Below are 15,481 nucleotides of genomic sequence, written 5' to 3'. Positions count from 1 at the left end.
GCCAACGGCATCATGCACGTGACCGCCAAGGACCTGGGCACGGGCAAGGAGCAGAAGATGACCGTCACCGGCGGCTCCTCGCTGCCGAAGGACGACATCGAGCGGATGATGCGCGACGCCGAGGCCCACGCGGAGGAGGACCGGCGCCGCCGCGAGGCCGCCGAGACCCGCAACCAGGGCGAGCAGCTCGTCTACCAGACCGAGAAGCTACTCAAGGACAACGAGGACAAGGTCCCGGGTGACGTGAAGTCCGAGGTCGAGACCGCGATCACCGAGCTGAAGGAGAAGCTCAAGGGCGAGGACGCCGCGGAGATCCGGACTGCCGTCGACCGGCTGACCACCGTCGCACAGCGGATCGGCACCGCGATGTACGCCCAGCAGCAGGAGGCGCAGGGGGGCGCCGGGCCCACGGCCGGCGGAGCCGGCGGCGAGGAGGACATCGTCGACGCCGAGATCGTCGACGAGGACAAGCAGGAGGACAAGGGCGAGTAGGCGCGGGAGGGACGACAGCAGCTGAACCGAGGTGCGAGGCGATCGAGCCATGACGGACAGGAAAATCATCACGGTGATCGGTGCGACCGGTAGGCAGGGCGGCGGACTCGTGCGGGCCATCCTCGCCGACCGCGAGGAGGAGTTCACGGTACGCGCCGTCACCCGACACCCCGACGGGGAAGTCGCCCGGGAACTGAAGCGGCTCGGCGTCGACGACATCGTCCGGGCCGACATGGACGATCCGCCCACCCTCGCGCCGGCCTTCGCGCACGCGTACGGCGCCTTCGTGGTCACGAACTTCTGGGAGCACATGTCCGCCGAGCGCGAGAAGACCCAGGCGCACGCGGTCGCCCGGGCCGCCTCGCACGCCGGAGTGCAGCACGCGATCTGGTCCACCCTGGAGGACACCCGGGAGTGCATCCCGCTCGACGACGACCGCATGCCGACCCTCCAGGAGCGTTACAAGGTGCCGCACTTCGACGGCAAGTCGGAATCCGACCACTACTTCCTCGACGAGGCGGTGCCGACGACGTTCCTGCGCACCACGTTCTACTGGGAGAACCTGTTCGGCGCCTTCGCCCCGCAGCGCGGCCCGGACGGCGCCTTCGAGCTCACGTATCCCATGGGCGAGAGCCGGCTCTCCGGCATCGCGGTCGACGACATCGGCAGGACCGCCCTGGCGATTCTCCGGCGCGGAGCGGACCTCATCGCCGCCACGATCAGCATCGCCGGGGAACACCTCAAGGTCGCCGACATGGCCGCGGCCCTCACCATGTCCCTCGGCGTGCCCGTGCGGTACCGGCCTCTCACAGCCGACGAGTGGCGTGCGCAGGGGACTCCGGGGGCTGATGAATCGGGCAACATGTTCCGGTACTACGCGGACTGCGAGCACCGCTTCACCGCAGCCCGGGACCTCATCGCCATCCGTGAGCTGAACCCCGCCCTCCAGGACTTCGCCACCTGGCTCGCCGCTCATCGTGGCCGACTGCTCACCACATGGCAGTGACACCCGACCGTCGTTGCCGCCTTCGCGCACACCCCCTGCCGGAGTGCGGGGTACTCGGAAAGCCGTAGGGCAGCGGAGGCGCTCGTCGGCTCGGACTCACGACTCATCGCCGGCGCACGCGATCAGGAAAACCGGAGCCTGGAAGCGCCGCCGGTGCGGCCATGAGGAGCGAGAAGGCTGGTGAGATGGCATCCTGGGACGGCCCCGCAACCCGCCCGCTCAGCGACGGGCGGTGCCATCCGGCCCCGCGTAGAACCCGGGCAGCGGACGCGCGAACGGGAGGCCACCATGCTCATCAGTCACGCCATGGACGGCGACACCCTCTGCATGACCATGCACGATCAGCTCGACGTCACCAGCCGGGCCGCAGCCTCCCTGGAGATCGAGGCAGCCGTCCACACGCATCGCCCCGGCCGGATGACCGTACGCGTCCCGGCCGGCGAGCCGACCCCGGCGACACTCAGCGCCGTCGTCCGCGCACACCGCATGTGTGCCGCCCTCGGCATCCCCCTGAGCCTCACCGGGGCGACGGACGTCGCCCCGGGACCGTTCCACTGGATGTGCCCCTCACCCCACTCGGCGAGGGCCGCCCCGCCGCGCAGCTCGACGGCATGACCTGTGTACGTGTCGGCGCCGGTCGCTGTCTGCGGCACCTGCGGTGTCTCCAGCTTCGCGGGGAACCGCTCTCTGCTCTGCTCCTGTACGTGATGACCGCGGTCGCGGCCGTCATCGTGCTGGCTGCCCTCGCCGCGATGCTCGTCGGCACCGGGTGATGGACTGCCCTGTCACTGGCGGAGTACAGGATGACGCCGTCGTGAGGGCCCCGTCTGCGCGTGTCGGCCAGGGGTGGGACCGGGCGGACAGCAGGATGGTCGCGCGCCGGTCCCCATTCCGGAAGGAGACCGCCGTGCTCGGAAGGCAACAGCTCGCGGACCGGAGCGAGATGACGACCTCCGGTCACGGCGGTTGAGTCGATGAGCGATTCGATCCCAGGGGCGGCCGGCGTCCCGTGGTCGCGTGCGGGGTCGAACACCTCGCGGAGCTCCAGCAGCTCTACCGTGAGCGGCCGTTCGTCAACGAGGAACTGTGGACCGCGAAGATCGACCGGGCGATTCGGCAGAACCCGTACGGACTGAACAATGAAGCGCTCGCCAAGGAGACCGGCCTCAACCTGATCCAGATCGAAGCCGCCGCGGCGTGGCGCCTGCGCGGTGAGGGGCGGTTCGGGGCTCCCGAAGGGCCGTCGACCACGTGAACGACGCGCACGTCATGTGTCCCTTCCCGCTCCCGCGGCGGTAGTACCGGGACGGACGATGACGACCGGGCAGGAGGCGTGCACGGCACACTGCTGACTGACCGAGCCGAGGAGCAGGCTGGCGAATCCGCCCCGCCCTCTGCTGCCCACGACCAGCAGGTCCGCGCCCACCGACGCCTCGGTCAGGACACTGGCCGGATTGCCGCGAGCCACGTGTTCTTCGAGGGGCACGTCGCCGGTCTGATCGATCACAGCGCGGATCTCGTCGGACACCGCCTGTCTGGCCTGTCCCGCGTCGAAGGCGGCGTCCACGGCGGGCGCCGACCAGCCCACCGCCCCGGGTACGTCGTAGGCGCCCCAGGCTTCCAGCTTCGCGCCGGTCGCACGTGCCTGCTGTACCGCCCACCGCAGCGCCTCGTACGAGGCCGGGGAGCCGTCCACTCCGACGACGATGCGCGGGGTGGTCTCCTCAATGTGCTCGCTGGTGTTCATGACCGCGCTCCCTTCACTCGCGCGTACATGTGCCCACCCGTCACCGCCCGCTGCCGCAGCGGCCCCGTACGTCTACCGGTTACCCGGACCGCTGACTGTCACGCATCGGTCAACGGCCGCTCCCCTCCGGCGCAGCCCTGCTGACTTCCGCGCCCGGGCAGGAGTTCGGCCTTGCCGAAGAGAAGGGCATAGCCGGAGGGCAGCTGCCTGATGATGCGGTCGGTGAGGTCGGGGCCGACCAGTCGGGCGATCGGGGTGAGGACCGCACCGACGTCCCAGCGGATGGTGGCCAGGCTGTTGCCGGTGCGCTGGGCGAGATCCTTGACGAACTCCCAGCCCGTGAGCGGGATGGTGGCGGGGATCTGCGCGGTGAGGGTCAGCGCCGCTTCGAGAGGGAGGCGGGCGGCGAGCTCGACGCGTTCGTCCCCGACGAGTTGTCTTCCCAGCGCCGCGAGGACGGAGCGGACCGCGTGCTCGGCGCGCTCGCGGGTCGGGTAGGCGCCCTCGTGACGGACGCGTTCGAGGAGGCCGGCGTAGGAGGCTCCGCCGCGCTCGGTCGCGGACCTGCCGGCCGGAGCCGTGGTCTCGGTCCCGTTCTGGGTCTTGGTCGTGGTCTCGGTCTGGAGGGTCATGGTGGTGCAGGTCGCCGTTCTCTGCGGGCCCGAACCTCGCGGCCGGGCGGAGCGAACAGGTGTCGACAGGAGGGCCGGGCTCACCGGGGAAGGTGCGGTCGGCCGAAGAGCAGGTCGTATCCGGGTGGGAGCTGCAGGAGTGTCTGGGCGGTGAGTTCCTCGCCGGCCGCGTCGGCGGTGACGCTGAGCACGGCGCTGACGTCCCAGGCCGCCGTCCGTTCGGTGGCTCCCTCGATCCAGGCGGCCGTCGCCCGCACGAAACGTTCCGGTGAGAGCGGTTCGGCGGCCTGGAGCGGGTTGAGCAGGACGACGGCGAAGGTCTCCGGCAGGCGGGCGGCGAGCGCGGCCCGCACGTCGCCGACCAGATGGGCACCGAGCAGCGCCAGCACGACCCGGGCGGCCCGTTCGGCCTCCTGCGGTGTGCCGTAGTCACCACGTTCCTGCACCCGGTCGAGGAACGTCTGCCATGGCAGTCTCATCGCGACCCCTTGTGTACGTGGGGGATGCGGGGTGACGGGAGCGGAGGGGCGAACGAGGGGGAGAGGATGTCGCCCTCCGCTCCCGGCCTAGGGCCTGTCCGGCGGATCAGGGTCGGACCCGGCCATGATCCGCCGGGCAGGCCCTAGGGGCGGCTCAGCCGCTGATCTCCTTGCGGTCGTCACCGCTGCCGATGGCGATCTTGCGCGGCTTCGCTCGTTCGGCGATCGGTATGCGCAAGGTGAGCACGCCTGCCGCGTAGTCCGCGGTGATCTTCTCGGTGTCGAGGGTGTCGGCCAGCACCAGCTGGCGGGAGAAGACACCGAGGGGCCGCTCGGACAGTTCCATCTGGACGTCGTCGGCCTTCTCGACCGGCCGGCGCTCGGCCTTGACCGTCAGCATGTTCCGCTCGACGTCGATGTCGATCGCGTCGGTGGAGACGCCGGGCAGATCCATCATGATCACGTACTCGTCGCCCTCGCGGTAGGCGTCCATCGGGACGGCGGCGGGACGGGACCAGGTGCCGGTCGTGCCCAGCAACTGCTGGGTGAGGCGGTCGAGTTCGCGGAAGGGGTCGGTGCGCATCAACATCGTGGAACACCTCCATCGGTTCAGGCAGTGGTTGCAATGCGCTTCACCTGACACCGTTGTAACATGTCAACGGATGGATGACAACTGCGGATGTCATCGAACCGACGACACTCAGGAAGAGCGTGATCCCATGGCCGGAGGCGGCGACCCCGTGAGCTTCCAGGCGGCGCTGGTCGCGCTCGCCGCGATCGACGAGACCGTCCGTGCGGCACGGTCCGCGAGCACTCCGGTCACACCCCCGATCACCTCCTCCGAGGAGGCGATCGCCGCACTTCTGCTCCTGCGCGAGCTGCGCGAGCAGCTTGCCGGCTGGGAGCCCGGCCTCATCGAGGTCGCCCGCGACGCGGGCGCCAGTTGGGCCGACCTCGCCCAGCCCCTCGGCGTCACCAGCAGACAGGCCGCGGAACGCCGCTATCTGCGGGTACGCCCCGGCCGCCCCGGCGCCACCCGCGAAGAGCGCGTCCAGGCCACCCGCGACCGCCGAGCCGCCGACCGCACCGTCACCGGCTGGGCCCGCGACAACGCCGCCGACCTGCGGCAGCTCGCCGGGCAGATCACCGCCCTCGATGCCCTCCCCGCCGCTCTGCGGCGCGACCTCAGCCAGGCACTCGCGGACAGCGACCCCGCCCGCCTCCTGGAACCCCTCGCCCGCGCCCGCACCACCCGCCTCTCGCTGCCCGCCGGCCTCGCCGAGCGTGTCGACGCCATCGCCCGACGCACCGCAGACCTCCGTATCGAAAGCGACCAGCGCCGTTCCGGCACCTCACAGCCCTGACGGGCATGGGCAGTCGGGTGGGGACCGGCGCCGAGGGGCGAGGCGTCATTGCCGGGTCTTCGAGGGCATTCCGCACCGGGGAGCCGAGCCGTCGCACCCCGGAGGCGGGCGTTCGGCCTCGATGGAATTGATCCGCAAAGGTGTCCCGGACGAGTCGGGCAGTGGGCCGCCCGCCCGGTCTGAGACCTCGGTCCCGCTTTCTCTTCCCGGCGGCGTCCGATCGCCGTCGGCGCCTCTGCCCTGGCCGGGCCAGGTGACCGGCTCCGGCGCGGGTACCGGACCGGGAACCGGCCCCGGCTGCGGGGCCATGACCTGGGCCAGGCGCCGGCGGGGGACTCGGCGGAACAGGATCGTTCGGCGGGGTTCCCATCGCCGTTCGCACTCCCCGAGAACCCGGCTCCGGCGCCGGAACCGGCGCGGGGTGTGGGCCTGGCCGAGGCGTCGGCGGGCTGGGAGGGAACGGGTTCGTCGGGGGCGCGGGCCCGGTCGGCCCCCGCGCGGAGTGACCACTGACCGCCTGCGGCGCGTGTTCCGCGCCCGTCTGGTGCAAGCTCGTTCCCTCGTCCCGGCGGGCGACCGTCCCGAGCGTGTCGAGTCGACGGCGCGCAACTCCGGTCGCCTTGGTCCGGCGCAGCCCGTCGGAGCACGCCAACTTCCTTGAAAGACCTGTCACTTGACCGCGCGATCGGATTCAATGTGACCGCCGAACACGGCTGTGCCTGAGGGGGAGACACATGAGCGACGACGCCTTACCACCCAACAACGTGCCACCGGCACCGAGCTCTCCGCCCACGCCACCGCTACCGACGACCCCGCCCCCGGCAGCCGCCCCGCCGCCGCCCCGGCGCCTGGGAGAGATCGCGGCGCTCATCTCGGCTCTGGCCGCTGTGGCCGGCGTGCTGCTCGGCTTCTTCGGTCTCCCGGCCGTGATCAACTCACCCACGGCCCGCAAGCCCGAGCCACAGGCCCCGGTCGTCACGACGACTCCGCCTCCAACGGTGGCCGACACCACCTCTCCGCCGGCCAGTTCCGACACAACCGGCCCGGAGACGTCGTCGACCACGCCCCTCCCCGCCCTGCCGACGGGAACAGTCCTGCTGAAGGACCTGGAGCCCTTCTCCGGCAGCATCGACTACGAACTCCGGCCGGTGACCATGGGAACCAAGCGATACGACCAGGCCATGGTGTTCACCAACCCTTGCGACGGTTCACCCATCCAGTACAGCGTCAACGAGCGCTACAAGTCACTCACCTTCACCGCAGGTCTGGACGACAACACCACGGTGGACACGATCAAGGTCACCGTCATGGGCGACGGGCGCGCGCGGAAGGCGGTGGGCCTGGTGATCAACCGTCCGCAGACAGTGACAGTTGACGTGACTGGCGTTGTCAAACTCTCGATCGTGGCCGAAGGGCCGTCATGCTCCTACATGGACGGCATCGTCGCCGCTTTGGGAAATCCCACTCTCCACTCCTGACACTCGGATTCGCTGGTGGACACGACCAGGGAGGCCACGAGGACGGTGGCGTATGAGAGTGCGGCGATCTGGTCGATGCGGTATCCGGAGTGGCCTTCGTTGTCGGGGTCGGACATCGAACCGCCCCGCCCCGTACCGACGAAGTCCAGCGGATAGCGTCCGCCGCAAGCCTGTCCCACAACGGCCCCCGGTACGGCATAACCCGCAAAAGTGTGTCGGAGGCGGCGGAGGCAGGGACGACACCTGGCCCGGCCGTGCCGGCCGGCGGCCAGGCCGTCACAACCGGTGCGGTCGGCGGTGAGCTTGTAGCCGTGCAGGTCGGCGCTGCCGGATGTGGAAGTGACCTGATATGCCATGCCGTCGTCGTCCTGAACAGCGTCACGGAGCACGGGCACTCGGGTCACCAGGGCTTCTGGTTGCATGCTCTCGTCAAGAGTCGCCAGGTAAGGGTTGCCAGGCGAGTCAGCGCCCGCGTCCGTGTCGGAATCGTGCCGGGGTGGTTCCGCACGCGTCGGTGAAGACCTGGTAGAAACGGCTGACCGAACCGAAGCCGGCGGCCGCAGCCACCTGGCTCGCGGGAAGGTCGGTGGTCACCAGCAACCGGCGTGCTTCAGCGAGCCGGTACAGCTTCACGTAGTCGCCGATCGTGGTACGTACGACCTTGCGGAACTGGGTCATGGCGTAGGTCGGATGGACATTCGCCGCCGCGGCGACGTCCGCGACAGTGATCGGCTCGCGGAAGTGATGTGCGATGTACCGCGCCATGGACACCGCCTGGCGCAGGGCCGGATCGTCACCGGCGTGTCGATGCACCGGATCACCGACCGTGGCGAGCGCCAGACGCCGGACGCGCGCCTGTATCTCCAGCATCGCGATGTGGTGCAGTTCGTCGTCGCCCGCGGCCAGATCCGCGGCCCACTGGGTGAACTTCGCCGGATCGCTCGCGTCGGCACGGGCTGCGGGAGTGATCATCGGCACGCCCGAGAGCACACGGGCGAGGAGCGGTTGGGGCAGCCCCCAGGCGAGGAACTGGTCGAAGGGCACATGCAGCCAGTGGACGCGCGTCGCCTGGCTCGCCACCAACTGGTGCGGGATCGCGGCCCAGAACACGGCCAGGCCGCCCACCGCGACTTCGAGGAGTTCGCCGCCGTAGAGATAGAGCATCGACCCACCGCCGGCCACGAAGTTGATCTCCAGGTCGTCGTGCCGGTGCGCTGTCGCCATCAGCGTCGGGCGCCCGGACCAGCCGCGCAGGTACGAGGGTTCGTCGACCAGAGCACCCTGAGGATCCAAGAAGTTCTCGCTTCGAAACGGTGCAGACATCGCGTGTACTCGGATCCTATCGTCGTGGAGCAGTGCCGAAGCCCGCACCGTCATGCGACCGGCACCAGCTCGCACCACTCCTACGTTCCTGATGGAGATTTCGCGTGTTCTCACTCGGCATCGTCGGCGCCGGCCAGTTCGCCGGTTCGTTCGCCAAACTCTGGCGCCTGCACCCGAACGTCGGTGACATCAAGGTCACCGATCTGCTCCCGGAGCGCGCCGAGCAACTCGTCACCGAGCATGACCTCGTCGGCACGCTCCCCTCGTTCGAGGACATGCTCGACTCCGATCTCGACGCCATCGCGCTCTTCACCCAGCGCTGGACCCACGGCCCCCTCGCCGTGCAGGCGCTGCGTGCGGGCAAGGACGTCTACAGTGCGGTCCCCATGGGCGTGACCGAGGCCGAGATCGCGAACATCATCGCAGCGGTCGAGGAGACCGGCCGGATCTACATGATGGGCGAGACGAGTTACTACCACCCGGCGACCGTCTACGCGCGCGCCCAGATCGCCGCGGGAGCGTTCGGCCGGATCTTCTACGCGGAAGGCGACTACGTCCACGACATGGACTGGGGCTTCTACGACGCGTACAAGTACAGCGGCGGTGAGAACTGGAAGTCCACCGCCAGCTACCCGCCGCTGCTCTACCCCACGCACTCGATCGGCGGAGTCCTCGGCGCCTGGCAGACCCACGCCGTGAGCGTCTCGGCGATCGGCGTTCCGGACGAGCGCGGCGACGGCGTGTTCGACCGCGAGATCAGCCAGTTCGACAACGACATCTCCAACGCGACCGCACTGTTCGAGGTCGCAGGTGGCGGCAGCTTCCGCACGAACGAGTTCCGCAGGGTCGGATACATCGGCAAGGAGTCACGCTTCCGCTACTTCGGCACGGAAGCAGTCCTCGAACAACTCGGCTCGGTCAGTCTGTGGCAGGACAAGAAGGGCGAGCACGACGTCACCGCGCACCTGTGCCCCGCGCCCACCCTCACACCGGACGACCCGGCGCTCTCCCACGTCGCCCCGGAGCTGCGCGACGCCTTCGCCTCCGGCACGGCACCCGTCCACGACCGCTCTCGACTCCCGCGTGAGTTCGCGCACGCACCCAACGGCCACGAGGGCAGTCACCACTTCCTCGCCGACGACTTCGCCACCGCGGTCACGACACGAACGCCTCCACCGCTGCACGCGTGGACCGCCGCCCGCTACACCCTCCCCGGCATCATCGCCCACCAATCCGCCCTGCGGGCCGGCGTGCGCCTCCCCATCCCCGACCACGGAGACGGGCCGCGCACCACGTAGCACCACCCGACCACGGTGGCGCTGCGGACGGCATCCCCACCGGGCCGTCGAGGTCGGGCGACTCGTGGGCGCCGCCTCGGTGCCGGCGACGGGGGCCACGAGTGTGGCCGCCCCCGCATCGGCCGTCGGGCCGGGCGCAGTGCCATCACCAGGCAGGTGAGGACGCCTGCGGCTGTCAGTACCGCCGCCGTGGTCCACCTCAGGCCGTGTCTGTGCTTGCGCCTGTGCCTGCGCTGCCGCGTTGCCTGCCTCGTTGTCCGCGCGTCCGTCCGGAGCTCGAGCCGATGGTGCACTGCTCAGTTGCCGCCGGAGGCGAAAGGGTTGCCGGAGATCTTCGGAGCGGGAGCCGATCGAGTCTTGTGGGAGACCGGAGACCGGAGACGGGCTGCCGATGGTCTGGATCTACTGAGCCGCGCTGTCGCGCGGGGCGGGACCGGCGGTACGGATGCCGCGAGGTGACGCCCCGAGTTCACGGCGGCAGGCCTTGTTGAACGCCTGGAGGTCGGGGATGCCGACCGAGGCGGCGACGGCGGGGATGGAGAGCGTGGTGGCCCGCAGGAAGTGGCGGGCGCGTTCCATCCGGCGGGCCCGGATGTAGCCGACGACGGTCTCCCCGGTGGCGGCGCGGAAGAGCCGGGTCAGGTGGTTGTGGGAGACGCCGGCGGCCTTCGCGATCTCCGGCACGGTCAAGGGCTCCGTCAGCCGCGCCTCGATCAGGGCCGTCGCGGCCACCACCGCCGGATGGACGGCCCGGGCGCTCTGCTCCCGCAGGGGGGCGAGCCGGGCGATCCGCCACAGGGCGGCCCACACCTCGGCAGTGGCCCCGGCCGGGGTGTTCGGCCAGGCGGCCAGTGCCTGCCGCAACTGTGCGGTGAGCAGGTCGAGGTCGTGTCCGGTGGGCTGGATCACGGGAATGCTGTGGGGTGTTCCGGCCCTGCCCAGGCGGAGGTGGGCGTAGAGGTGTTCGGAGCGACCCCGATAGCGGTAGCGCACCTCGGTCCCGGGCGGTACGAGGCTGACCCGCCCGGGTCGGATCGCATGCTCGGTTCCGTCGACCGTCAAGTCGGCCTCGTAGCCGTACAGATGGAGCTGCCACAGGTCGGGCAGCGAGAACACGTCGACCCGGCCGGCCGGACCGTGCACGCCGATGCCGAGGGCGGCGAGAGCGGGAGGCTCGTCGAGATGGGCGAGGACCGTCTGCATGGTCACGTGTTCTACCCCGGCGCACGTCGCCCACTCCTGGGGCGCGGTCCTCGATGGACGCCTCTGGCAGCCTGGTGAGAATCGACCAGTGGAGGGTGAGCGCTGCCCACCTGGTGCGCGGCCGGCGGGACCTAGCGTGGCCGTCATGGAGAACAGACAGGAACTGCTGAACTCGGTGCAGATGGCGCGCTTCGTGGCGCGCGGGTCACTACGCCTTGACGCGGTGGTGCCGGCGGAGATGAACGCCGAGGGCTTGGCGGTACTGGCGGGCGGGGTGCCGCCGGTGCCGTACGGGACGCCGCTGTCCGATGCGTACGCGAAGGGCTCCTTCGTCCGCAGGCTGCTCGAACTGCCGCAGGTGGCAGGGGCCCTGCGCAGCCTGGTCGGCCCGGAGCCATGGGTGGACCACCACTTCGTGCACATCCGCGAGCCTCACGGAGGCGCCGCGCAGCCGCTGCACGGGGACGCCATCATCGACGTCCGACCGGACGCCTTCGACGTCCAGTTGATGTACTACCCGCAGACCGTGACGCTGGAGATGGGTGGAACGCTCAGCGTGCCGGGCAGCCATCTGCGGCGGATCAACGAATCGGACACCGGCCGCTACCAGAACCTGCGCGGTCAGGACCGGTTGGTCTGCCCGGCCGGCACGGTGGTGCTTCTGCACCACGGCATCTGGCACGGGGGCCGGCGCAACGACAGTGACGTCCTCCGCTACATGTTCAAGATCCGCTTCAATCCCAGGGTGCGTCAACGACGTCTGTGGGACACCTCGGACCTCCACGACCCGCAGGTGACCGCGGAGCTGGACGCGATGTTCCCGTGGTACGAGGGAGCGACCGGCCGGCTGGAGCGGTACAACCGCATTCTGCTGTGGCGGGAGCTGACCGGCGACGACGGCTTCGACCTCGACCACTGGGTGACCAGGGTCTCCAACCGCCCGAAGGAGACCGCGGCATGACGACCGAATCGGTCCCGCCCGCGTCGGCGGACACCGGAGACGCCACCGCCGCCCCGGTGCTGCGGCAGCAGGTGCTCGTGCTGTACCTGGCAAGCTCGGCGCTGGACTCCCCTGTCGTCGGCTGGTCGCGCTACGACGGCACCGGCCGCACCTCACCCACCACGGGTGACGGCGACGAGCCGCCGTACGAGTCGGGAGTGGCCGCGCTGCAGGACGGTTGGCGGCTGTTCCAGGCCGCCCAGCTGATCCCGCCGTACCCGGGTCACGAGTACGACGTCTCCTTCCTCAAGCACGAGTTCTTCTTCGAACGAGTCGTCGACGTGCGGGCGCAGACCGGATCCTGACGTCGAATCGCTTGACTCGACAAGGGAGGGTGACGGAGTGGTTCGGCCGGACACGGAAGAGTCGACGGCGGGAAGCGCATTCTCTGTCGCTTTCATTGACAGGTCATGAAGTGAATGGGACCGTCGAAGCGCTTCGACGAACGGCCATCGTCATCCGCTCGCCTGAGGGGTTTCCCACGTGAGTTCCGCGCCCGCATCCGCATCCGCATCCGAGCCGCCCGATTTCCGTGATCCCGCCCTGCCACTGCAGAAGCGCGTCGACGACCTGCTCTCACGGCTCATGCCCGAAGAGCGGATCGCGATGCTGCACCAGTACGTGCCGGCCGTCCCACGGCTCGGCCTCGCTGCCTTCCGTACGGGCAGCGAGGCCCTGCACGGGGTCTCCTGGCTGGGGGTGGCGACGGTCTTCCCGCAGGCCGTCGGCCTCGGCGCCACCTGGGACGAGGACCTGGTGCGCCGGGTCGCCGAGGCCGTCTCGGTCGAGCTGCGGGCCTTCCACCACCGCCGGCCCGCCACCGGCGGCGGCTTTCACAGCCTGCAGGCCTGGGCACCCGTCCTGAACCTGCTGCGCGACCCGCGCTGGGGACGCAACGAGGAGGGCTACTCCGAGGACCCGGTGCACACCGCCCGGCTCGGCGAGGCATATTGCCGGGGCCTGGCCGGCGACCACCCGACCTACCTGCGGGCGGCTCCCGTTCTCAAGCACTTCCTCGCCTACAACAACGAGGACGACCGCTGCACCACCTCCTCCGGACTGCGCCCGCGCGTGCTCCACGAGTACGACCTGGCCGCCTTCCGGCCCGTCGTCGCCTCCGGCGCCGCGACCGGAGCCATGGCCGCGTACAACCTGGTCAACGGCCGCCCCTGCCACATCAGCCCGCTGATCGAGACCGAGCTGCGCCGCTGGGCGCGGCCCACCGGACACGAGCTGTTCGTGGTCAGCGACGCCGAGGCCCCCTCCAACCTGGTCGACCCGGAGCACTACTTCGACGACCACGCCGAGTCCCACGCCGCCGCGCTCAAGGCCGGCATCGACAGCTTCACCGACCACGACGAGGACAGCGCCACGCCGGTCGGCCGACTGCGCGAGGCGCTGGAGCGCGGCCTGATGGACCAGACCGACGTGGACCGCGCGGTGCGTCGCCAGCTCGAACTACGCTTCCGGCTCGGCGAGTTCGACCCGGACCTCGACCCGTACGCCGGGATCGGCCCGGAGGCGGTCGACAGCCCCGAGCACCGCGCCCTGGCACGGCACGCGGCGACCGAGTCGGTGGTACTGCTCAAGAACGACGGCCTGCTGCCGCTGGACCCGGCGCGGACACCGAGGATCGCCGTCATCGGCCCACTCGCCGACACGCTGTGCGAGGACTGGTACAGCGGCACCATGCCCTACCAGGTGACCGTCGCCGACGGCCTCGCCGCCGCACTCGGCGCCCACGGCGGCGAGGTGGTCCGGGTGGAGGGCGCCGACCGTATCGCGCTGCGCTCCCGCACCACCGGCGAACTCCTCGGCAAGACCGCCTTCGACGTGACCGACTGGGGCCGTGGCGCGCTGACCCTCCGCGCCGCCGACACCGGCCGCTACCTGAGCCTCAAGGACGACGCCTCCGTGGCGGCCGACCAGACGGTGCTCAAGAACTGGTTCGTCAAGGAGGCCTTCCGGCTCGAACCGGCCGGGGAGGACACGGTGCTGCTGCGCTCCGTGCTCACCGGCCGCTACGCCGCCGTGGATCCGACCGACGGCCGCGTCACCGTGACGGCCGATACCCCGGACTCCGCCGAACGCTGGGAGCGAGAGCTGCTGCGCGACGGCGCGGCCGAGGCCCGGGCAGCCGCCGGGGCGGCCGACGCGGCGGTCGTCGTCCTCGGCAACCACCCCATGATCAACGGCCGTGAGACCGAGGACCGCGCGGACACCGACCTGCCCAAGGGGCAGGAGGAGCTGCTCCGCGAGGTCGCCTCCGTACGCCCGGAGACGGCGCTCGTGGTGATGAGCAGCTACCCGTACGCCGTCGACTGGGCCGACGAGCACCTGCCCGCCGTGGTGTGGACCTCCCACGGCGGGCAGGAGACGGGCCACGCGCTGGCCGCCGTGCTCGTCGGCGAGGCCGACCCCGCCGGGCGCCTCCCGCAGACCTGGTACCGAGGCGACGATCCGCTGCCGGCCCCGCTCGACTACGACATCATCAAGGCGGGCTGGACCTACCAGTACCACGCGGCCGCGCCCCTCTACCCCTTCGGCCACGGCCTGTCGTACACCGACTTCTCCTACCGCGACCTGCGGCTGTCGCGGTCGTCGACCGGCCAGGACGGCGCGGTCGACATCACGGTGACCCTGGCCAACAGCGGTGCCCGGGCCGGCAGCGAGGTGGTGCAGCTCTACGTCCGGGAGCTGGACGCCCGTCACGAGGCGCCCAGACTGCGCCTGGCCGACTTCCGCAAGGTGCGCCTGGAGCCAGCGGGGAGCCGCGAGGTGACGTTCCGGCTGCCCGCCGAACGGCTCGCCCACTGGGATGTCGCCACCTCCTCCTTCACCGTCGATCCCGGCGGCTACGAGATCATCGTCGCCCGCTCCGCCGATCACCCGGTCCTCACCGCACCGCTCACGGTGACCGGGACGGCCTCGGGGCCCCGGGTCGTCGTGGACCGGCGGACCCTGGCGGTCGACTTCGACGACTACGCGGACGTCACCCTCGTCGACGCCACTCGGTCCGACGGTGACGCGGTCACGCCCACCGACCCCGCTCGGCCCGGGACGCTTCTCTTCCACGGCGTCGACCTCTCCGGGGCCGTCCGGATCGAGGCCGAGACCGCCCGCGAGGACGCCGGACCCGGCGAGGCGCGGCTGGTCGTCCGCGCGGGCGACCGGGTCCTTGCCGAGCTCGACGTCCCCCTCACCGGCGACCGCTACGCATGGCAGACCGTCGCAGGCGAACTGGCCACCCCGCCCGAGGGCGTCCACGACCTGCGCCTGACCCTGCACGGTGGCTTCCGCCTCTCCGCCTTCCGCTTCGGCAGCCCTGGCAGGGTCGACCGACCGCTTGCGCCCTCCCCGTAAGCCGGCGGCCCGTCCGACGGAGGGGAGGACGGGCCGCCGCTCCCTTGCCCAGCCGTGCCTTGGACTCGCGAGGCGGGTGGTCCCGATGCCACTCGA

The 15,481-nt window shown here is 70.7% G+C and carries 17 protein-coding genes and 1 pseudogene; 11 read left to right on the top strand and 7 right to left on the bottom strand.

All coding sequences use genetic code 11. The features are described from left to right. The 5 genes from AB0M18_RS16290 to AB0M18_RS16270 form a co-directional block, all read left to right on the top strand. On the top strand, nt 1-492 hold a 492-nt coding region (locus AB0M18_RS16290), incomplete at its 5' end, for an Hsp70 family protein (RefSeq protein WP_365758277.1). 49 nt (nt 493-541) lie between these two features. Then, a complete protein-coding gene (locus AB0M18_RS16285) occupies nt 542-1,498 on the top strand; it encodes an NmrA/HSCARG family protein (RefSeq protein WP_365758275.1) in 957 nt (318 codons plus the stop codon). Between the two features lie 288 nt (nt 1,499-1,786). Continuing rightward, nucleotides 1,787-2,113: a hypothetical protein gene (locus tag AB0M18_RS16280; RefSeq protein WP_365758273.1), complete on the top strand. Its 327-nt coding sequence runs from the start codon at nt 1,787-1,789 to the stop codon at nt 2,111-2,113. Next, nucleotides 2,110-2,271: a hypothetical protein gene (locus AB0M18_RS16275; protein WP_365758271.1), complete on the top strand. Its 162-nt coding sequence runs from the start codon at nt 2,110-2,112 to the stop codon at nt 2,269-2,271. Before AB0M18_RS16280 ends, AB0M18_RS16275 begins: the two co-directional genes overlap by 4 nt. Before the next feature lie 236 nt (nt 2,272-2,507). Beyond that, entirely contained in the window at nt 2,508-2,753 is a 246-nt protein-coding gene (locus AB0M18_RS16270) for a hypothetical protein (RefSeq protein WP_365758269.1), read from the top strand. A gap of 12 nt (nt 2,754-2,765) precedes the next feature. On the opposite strand, the gene AB0M18_RS16265 is transcribed toward AB0M18_RS16270, so the two are convergent. The 4 genes from AB0M18_RS16265 to AB0M18_RS16250 all read right to left on the bottom strand — a co-directional run bounded on the left by AB0M18_RS16265 (nt 2,766) and on the right by AB0M18_RS16250 (nt 4,945). Continuing rightward, on the bottom strand, nt 2,766-3,245 hold the full coding sequence (locus AB0M18_RS16265) for a universal stress protein (RefSeq protein WP_365758267.1): 480 nt from the start codon (nt 3,243-3,245) through the stop codon (nt 2,766-2,768). A 98-nt stretch (nt 3,246-3,343) separates the two neighbouring features. Continuing rightward, nucleotides 3,344-3,877: a DUF2267 domain-containing protein gene (locus tag AB0M18_RS16260; protein WP_365758265.1), complete on the bottom strand. Its 534-nt coding sequence runs from the start codon at nt 3,875-3,877 to the stop codon at nt 3,344-3,346. An 80-nt stretch (nt 3,878-3,957) separates the two neighbouring features. Beyond that, entirely contained in the window at nt 3,958-4,356 is a 399-nt protein-coding gene (locus AB0M18_RS16255; RefSeq protein WP_365758263.1) for a DUF2267 domain-containing protein, read from the bottom strand. Between the two features lie 154 nt (nt 4,357-4,510). Then, entirely contained in the window at nt 4,511-4,945 is a 435-nt protein-coding gene (locus AB0M18_RS16250; protein ID WP_365758261.1) for an Hsp20/alpha crystallin family protein, read from the bottom strand. 130 nt (nt 4,946-5,075) lie between these two features. On the opposite strand from AB0M18_RS16250, the gene AB0M18_RS16245 reads away from it, so the two are divergent. Continuing rightward, on the top strand, nt 5,076-5,720 hold the full coding sequence (locus AB0M18_RS16245) for a type III effector protein (protein ID WP_365758259.1): 645 nt from the start codon (nt 5,076-5,078) through the stop codon (nt 5,718-5,720). 734 nt (nt 5,721-6,454) lie between these two features. Then, nucleotides 6,455-7,198, top strand: a complete 744-nt coding sequence (locus AB0M18_RS16240; protein WP_365758257.1) for an NPCBM/NEW2 domain-containing protein — start codon at nt 6,455-6,457, stop codon at nt 7,196-7,198. Nucleotides 7,199-7,206: 8 nt separating this feature from the next. On the opposite strand, the pseudogene AB0M18_RS16235 reads toward AB0M18_RS16240, so the two are convergent. After that, nucleotides 7,207-7,397 (bottom strand): annotated as a pseudogene (locus AB0M18_RS16235) (hypothetical protein); the annotation flags it as partial. Between the two features lie 263 nt (nt 7,398-7,660). Then, entirely contained in the window at nt 7,661-8,521 is an 861-nt protein-coding gene (locus AB0M18_RS16230) for a helix-turn-helix domain-containing protein (protein ID WP_365758255.1), read from the bottom strand. A 104-nt stretch (nt 8,522-8,625) separates the two neighbouring features. On the opposite strand from AB0M18_RS16230, the gene AB0M18_RS16225 reads away from it, so the two are divergent. Further along, nucleotides 8,626-9,819, top strand: a complete 1,194-nt coding sequence (locus AB0M18_RS16225) for a Gfo/Idh/MocA family oxidoreductase (RefSeq protein WP_365758253.1) — start codon at nt 8,626-8,628, stop codon at nt 9,817-9,819. A 402-nt stretch (nt 9,820-10,221) separates the two neighbouring features. Here the strand turns inward: AB0M18_RS16225 and AB0M18_RS16220 are convergent, their stop codons facing one another. Next, a complete protein-coding gene (locus AB0M18_RS16220; protein WP_365758312.1) occupies nt 10,222-11,022 on the bottom strand; it encodes a helix-turn-helix transcriptional regulator in 801 nt (266 codons plus the stop codon). A 145-nt stretch (nt 11,023-11,167) separates the two neighbouring features. Between AB0M18_RS16220 and AB0M18_RS16215 the strand changes: the two genes are divergently transcribed. From AB0M18_RS16215 to AB0M18_RS16205, 3 genes are all read left to right on the top strand, one after another. Continuing rightward, nucleotides 11,168-11,983: a phytanoyl-CoA dioxygenase family protein gene (locus AB0M18_RS16215; protein ID WP_365758251.1), complete on the top strand. Its 816-nt coding sequence runs from the start codon at nt 11,168-11,170 to the stop codon at nt 11,981-11,983. A 59-nt stretch (nt 11,984-12,042) separates the two neighbouring features. Further along, nucleotides 12,043-12,327, top strand: a complete 285-nt coding sequence (locus AB0M18_RS16210) for a hypothetical protein (protein WP_365758310.1) — start codon at nt 12,043-12,045, stop codon at nt 12,325-12,327. A gap of 178 nt (nt 12,328-12,505) precedes the next feature. After that, nucleotides 12,506-15,385, top strand: a complete 2,880-nt coding sequence (locus AB0M18_RS16205) for a glycoside hydrolase family 3 C-terminal domain-containing protein (protein WP_365758249.1) — start codon at nt 12,506-12,508, stop codon at nt 15,383-15,385. Nucleotides 15,386-15,481: the final 96 nt, after the last annotated feature.

The sequence above is a fragment of the Streptomyces sp. NPDC051909 genome (genome assembly GCF_040681095.1).
Taxonomy (GTDB): Bacteria; Actinomycetota; Actinomycetes; order Streptomycetales; family Streptomycetaceae; genus Streptomyces.
This window is presented reverse-complemented; position numbering and strand designations above follow the sequence as displayed.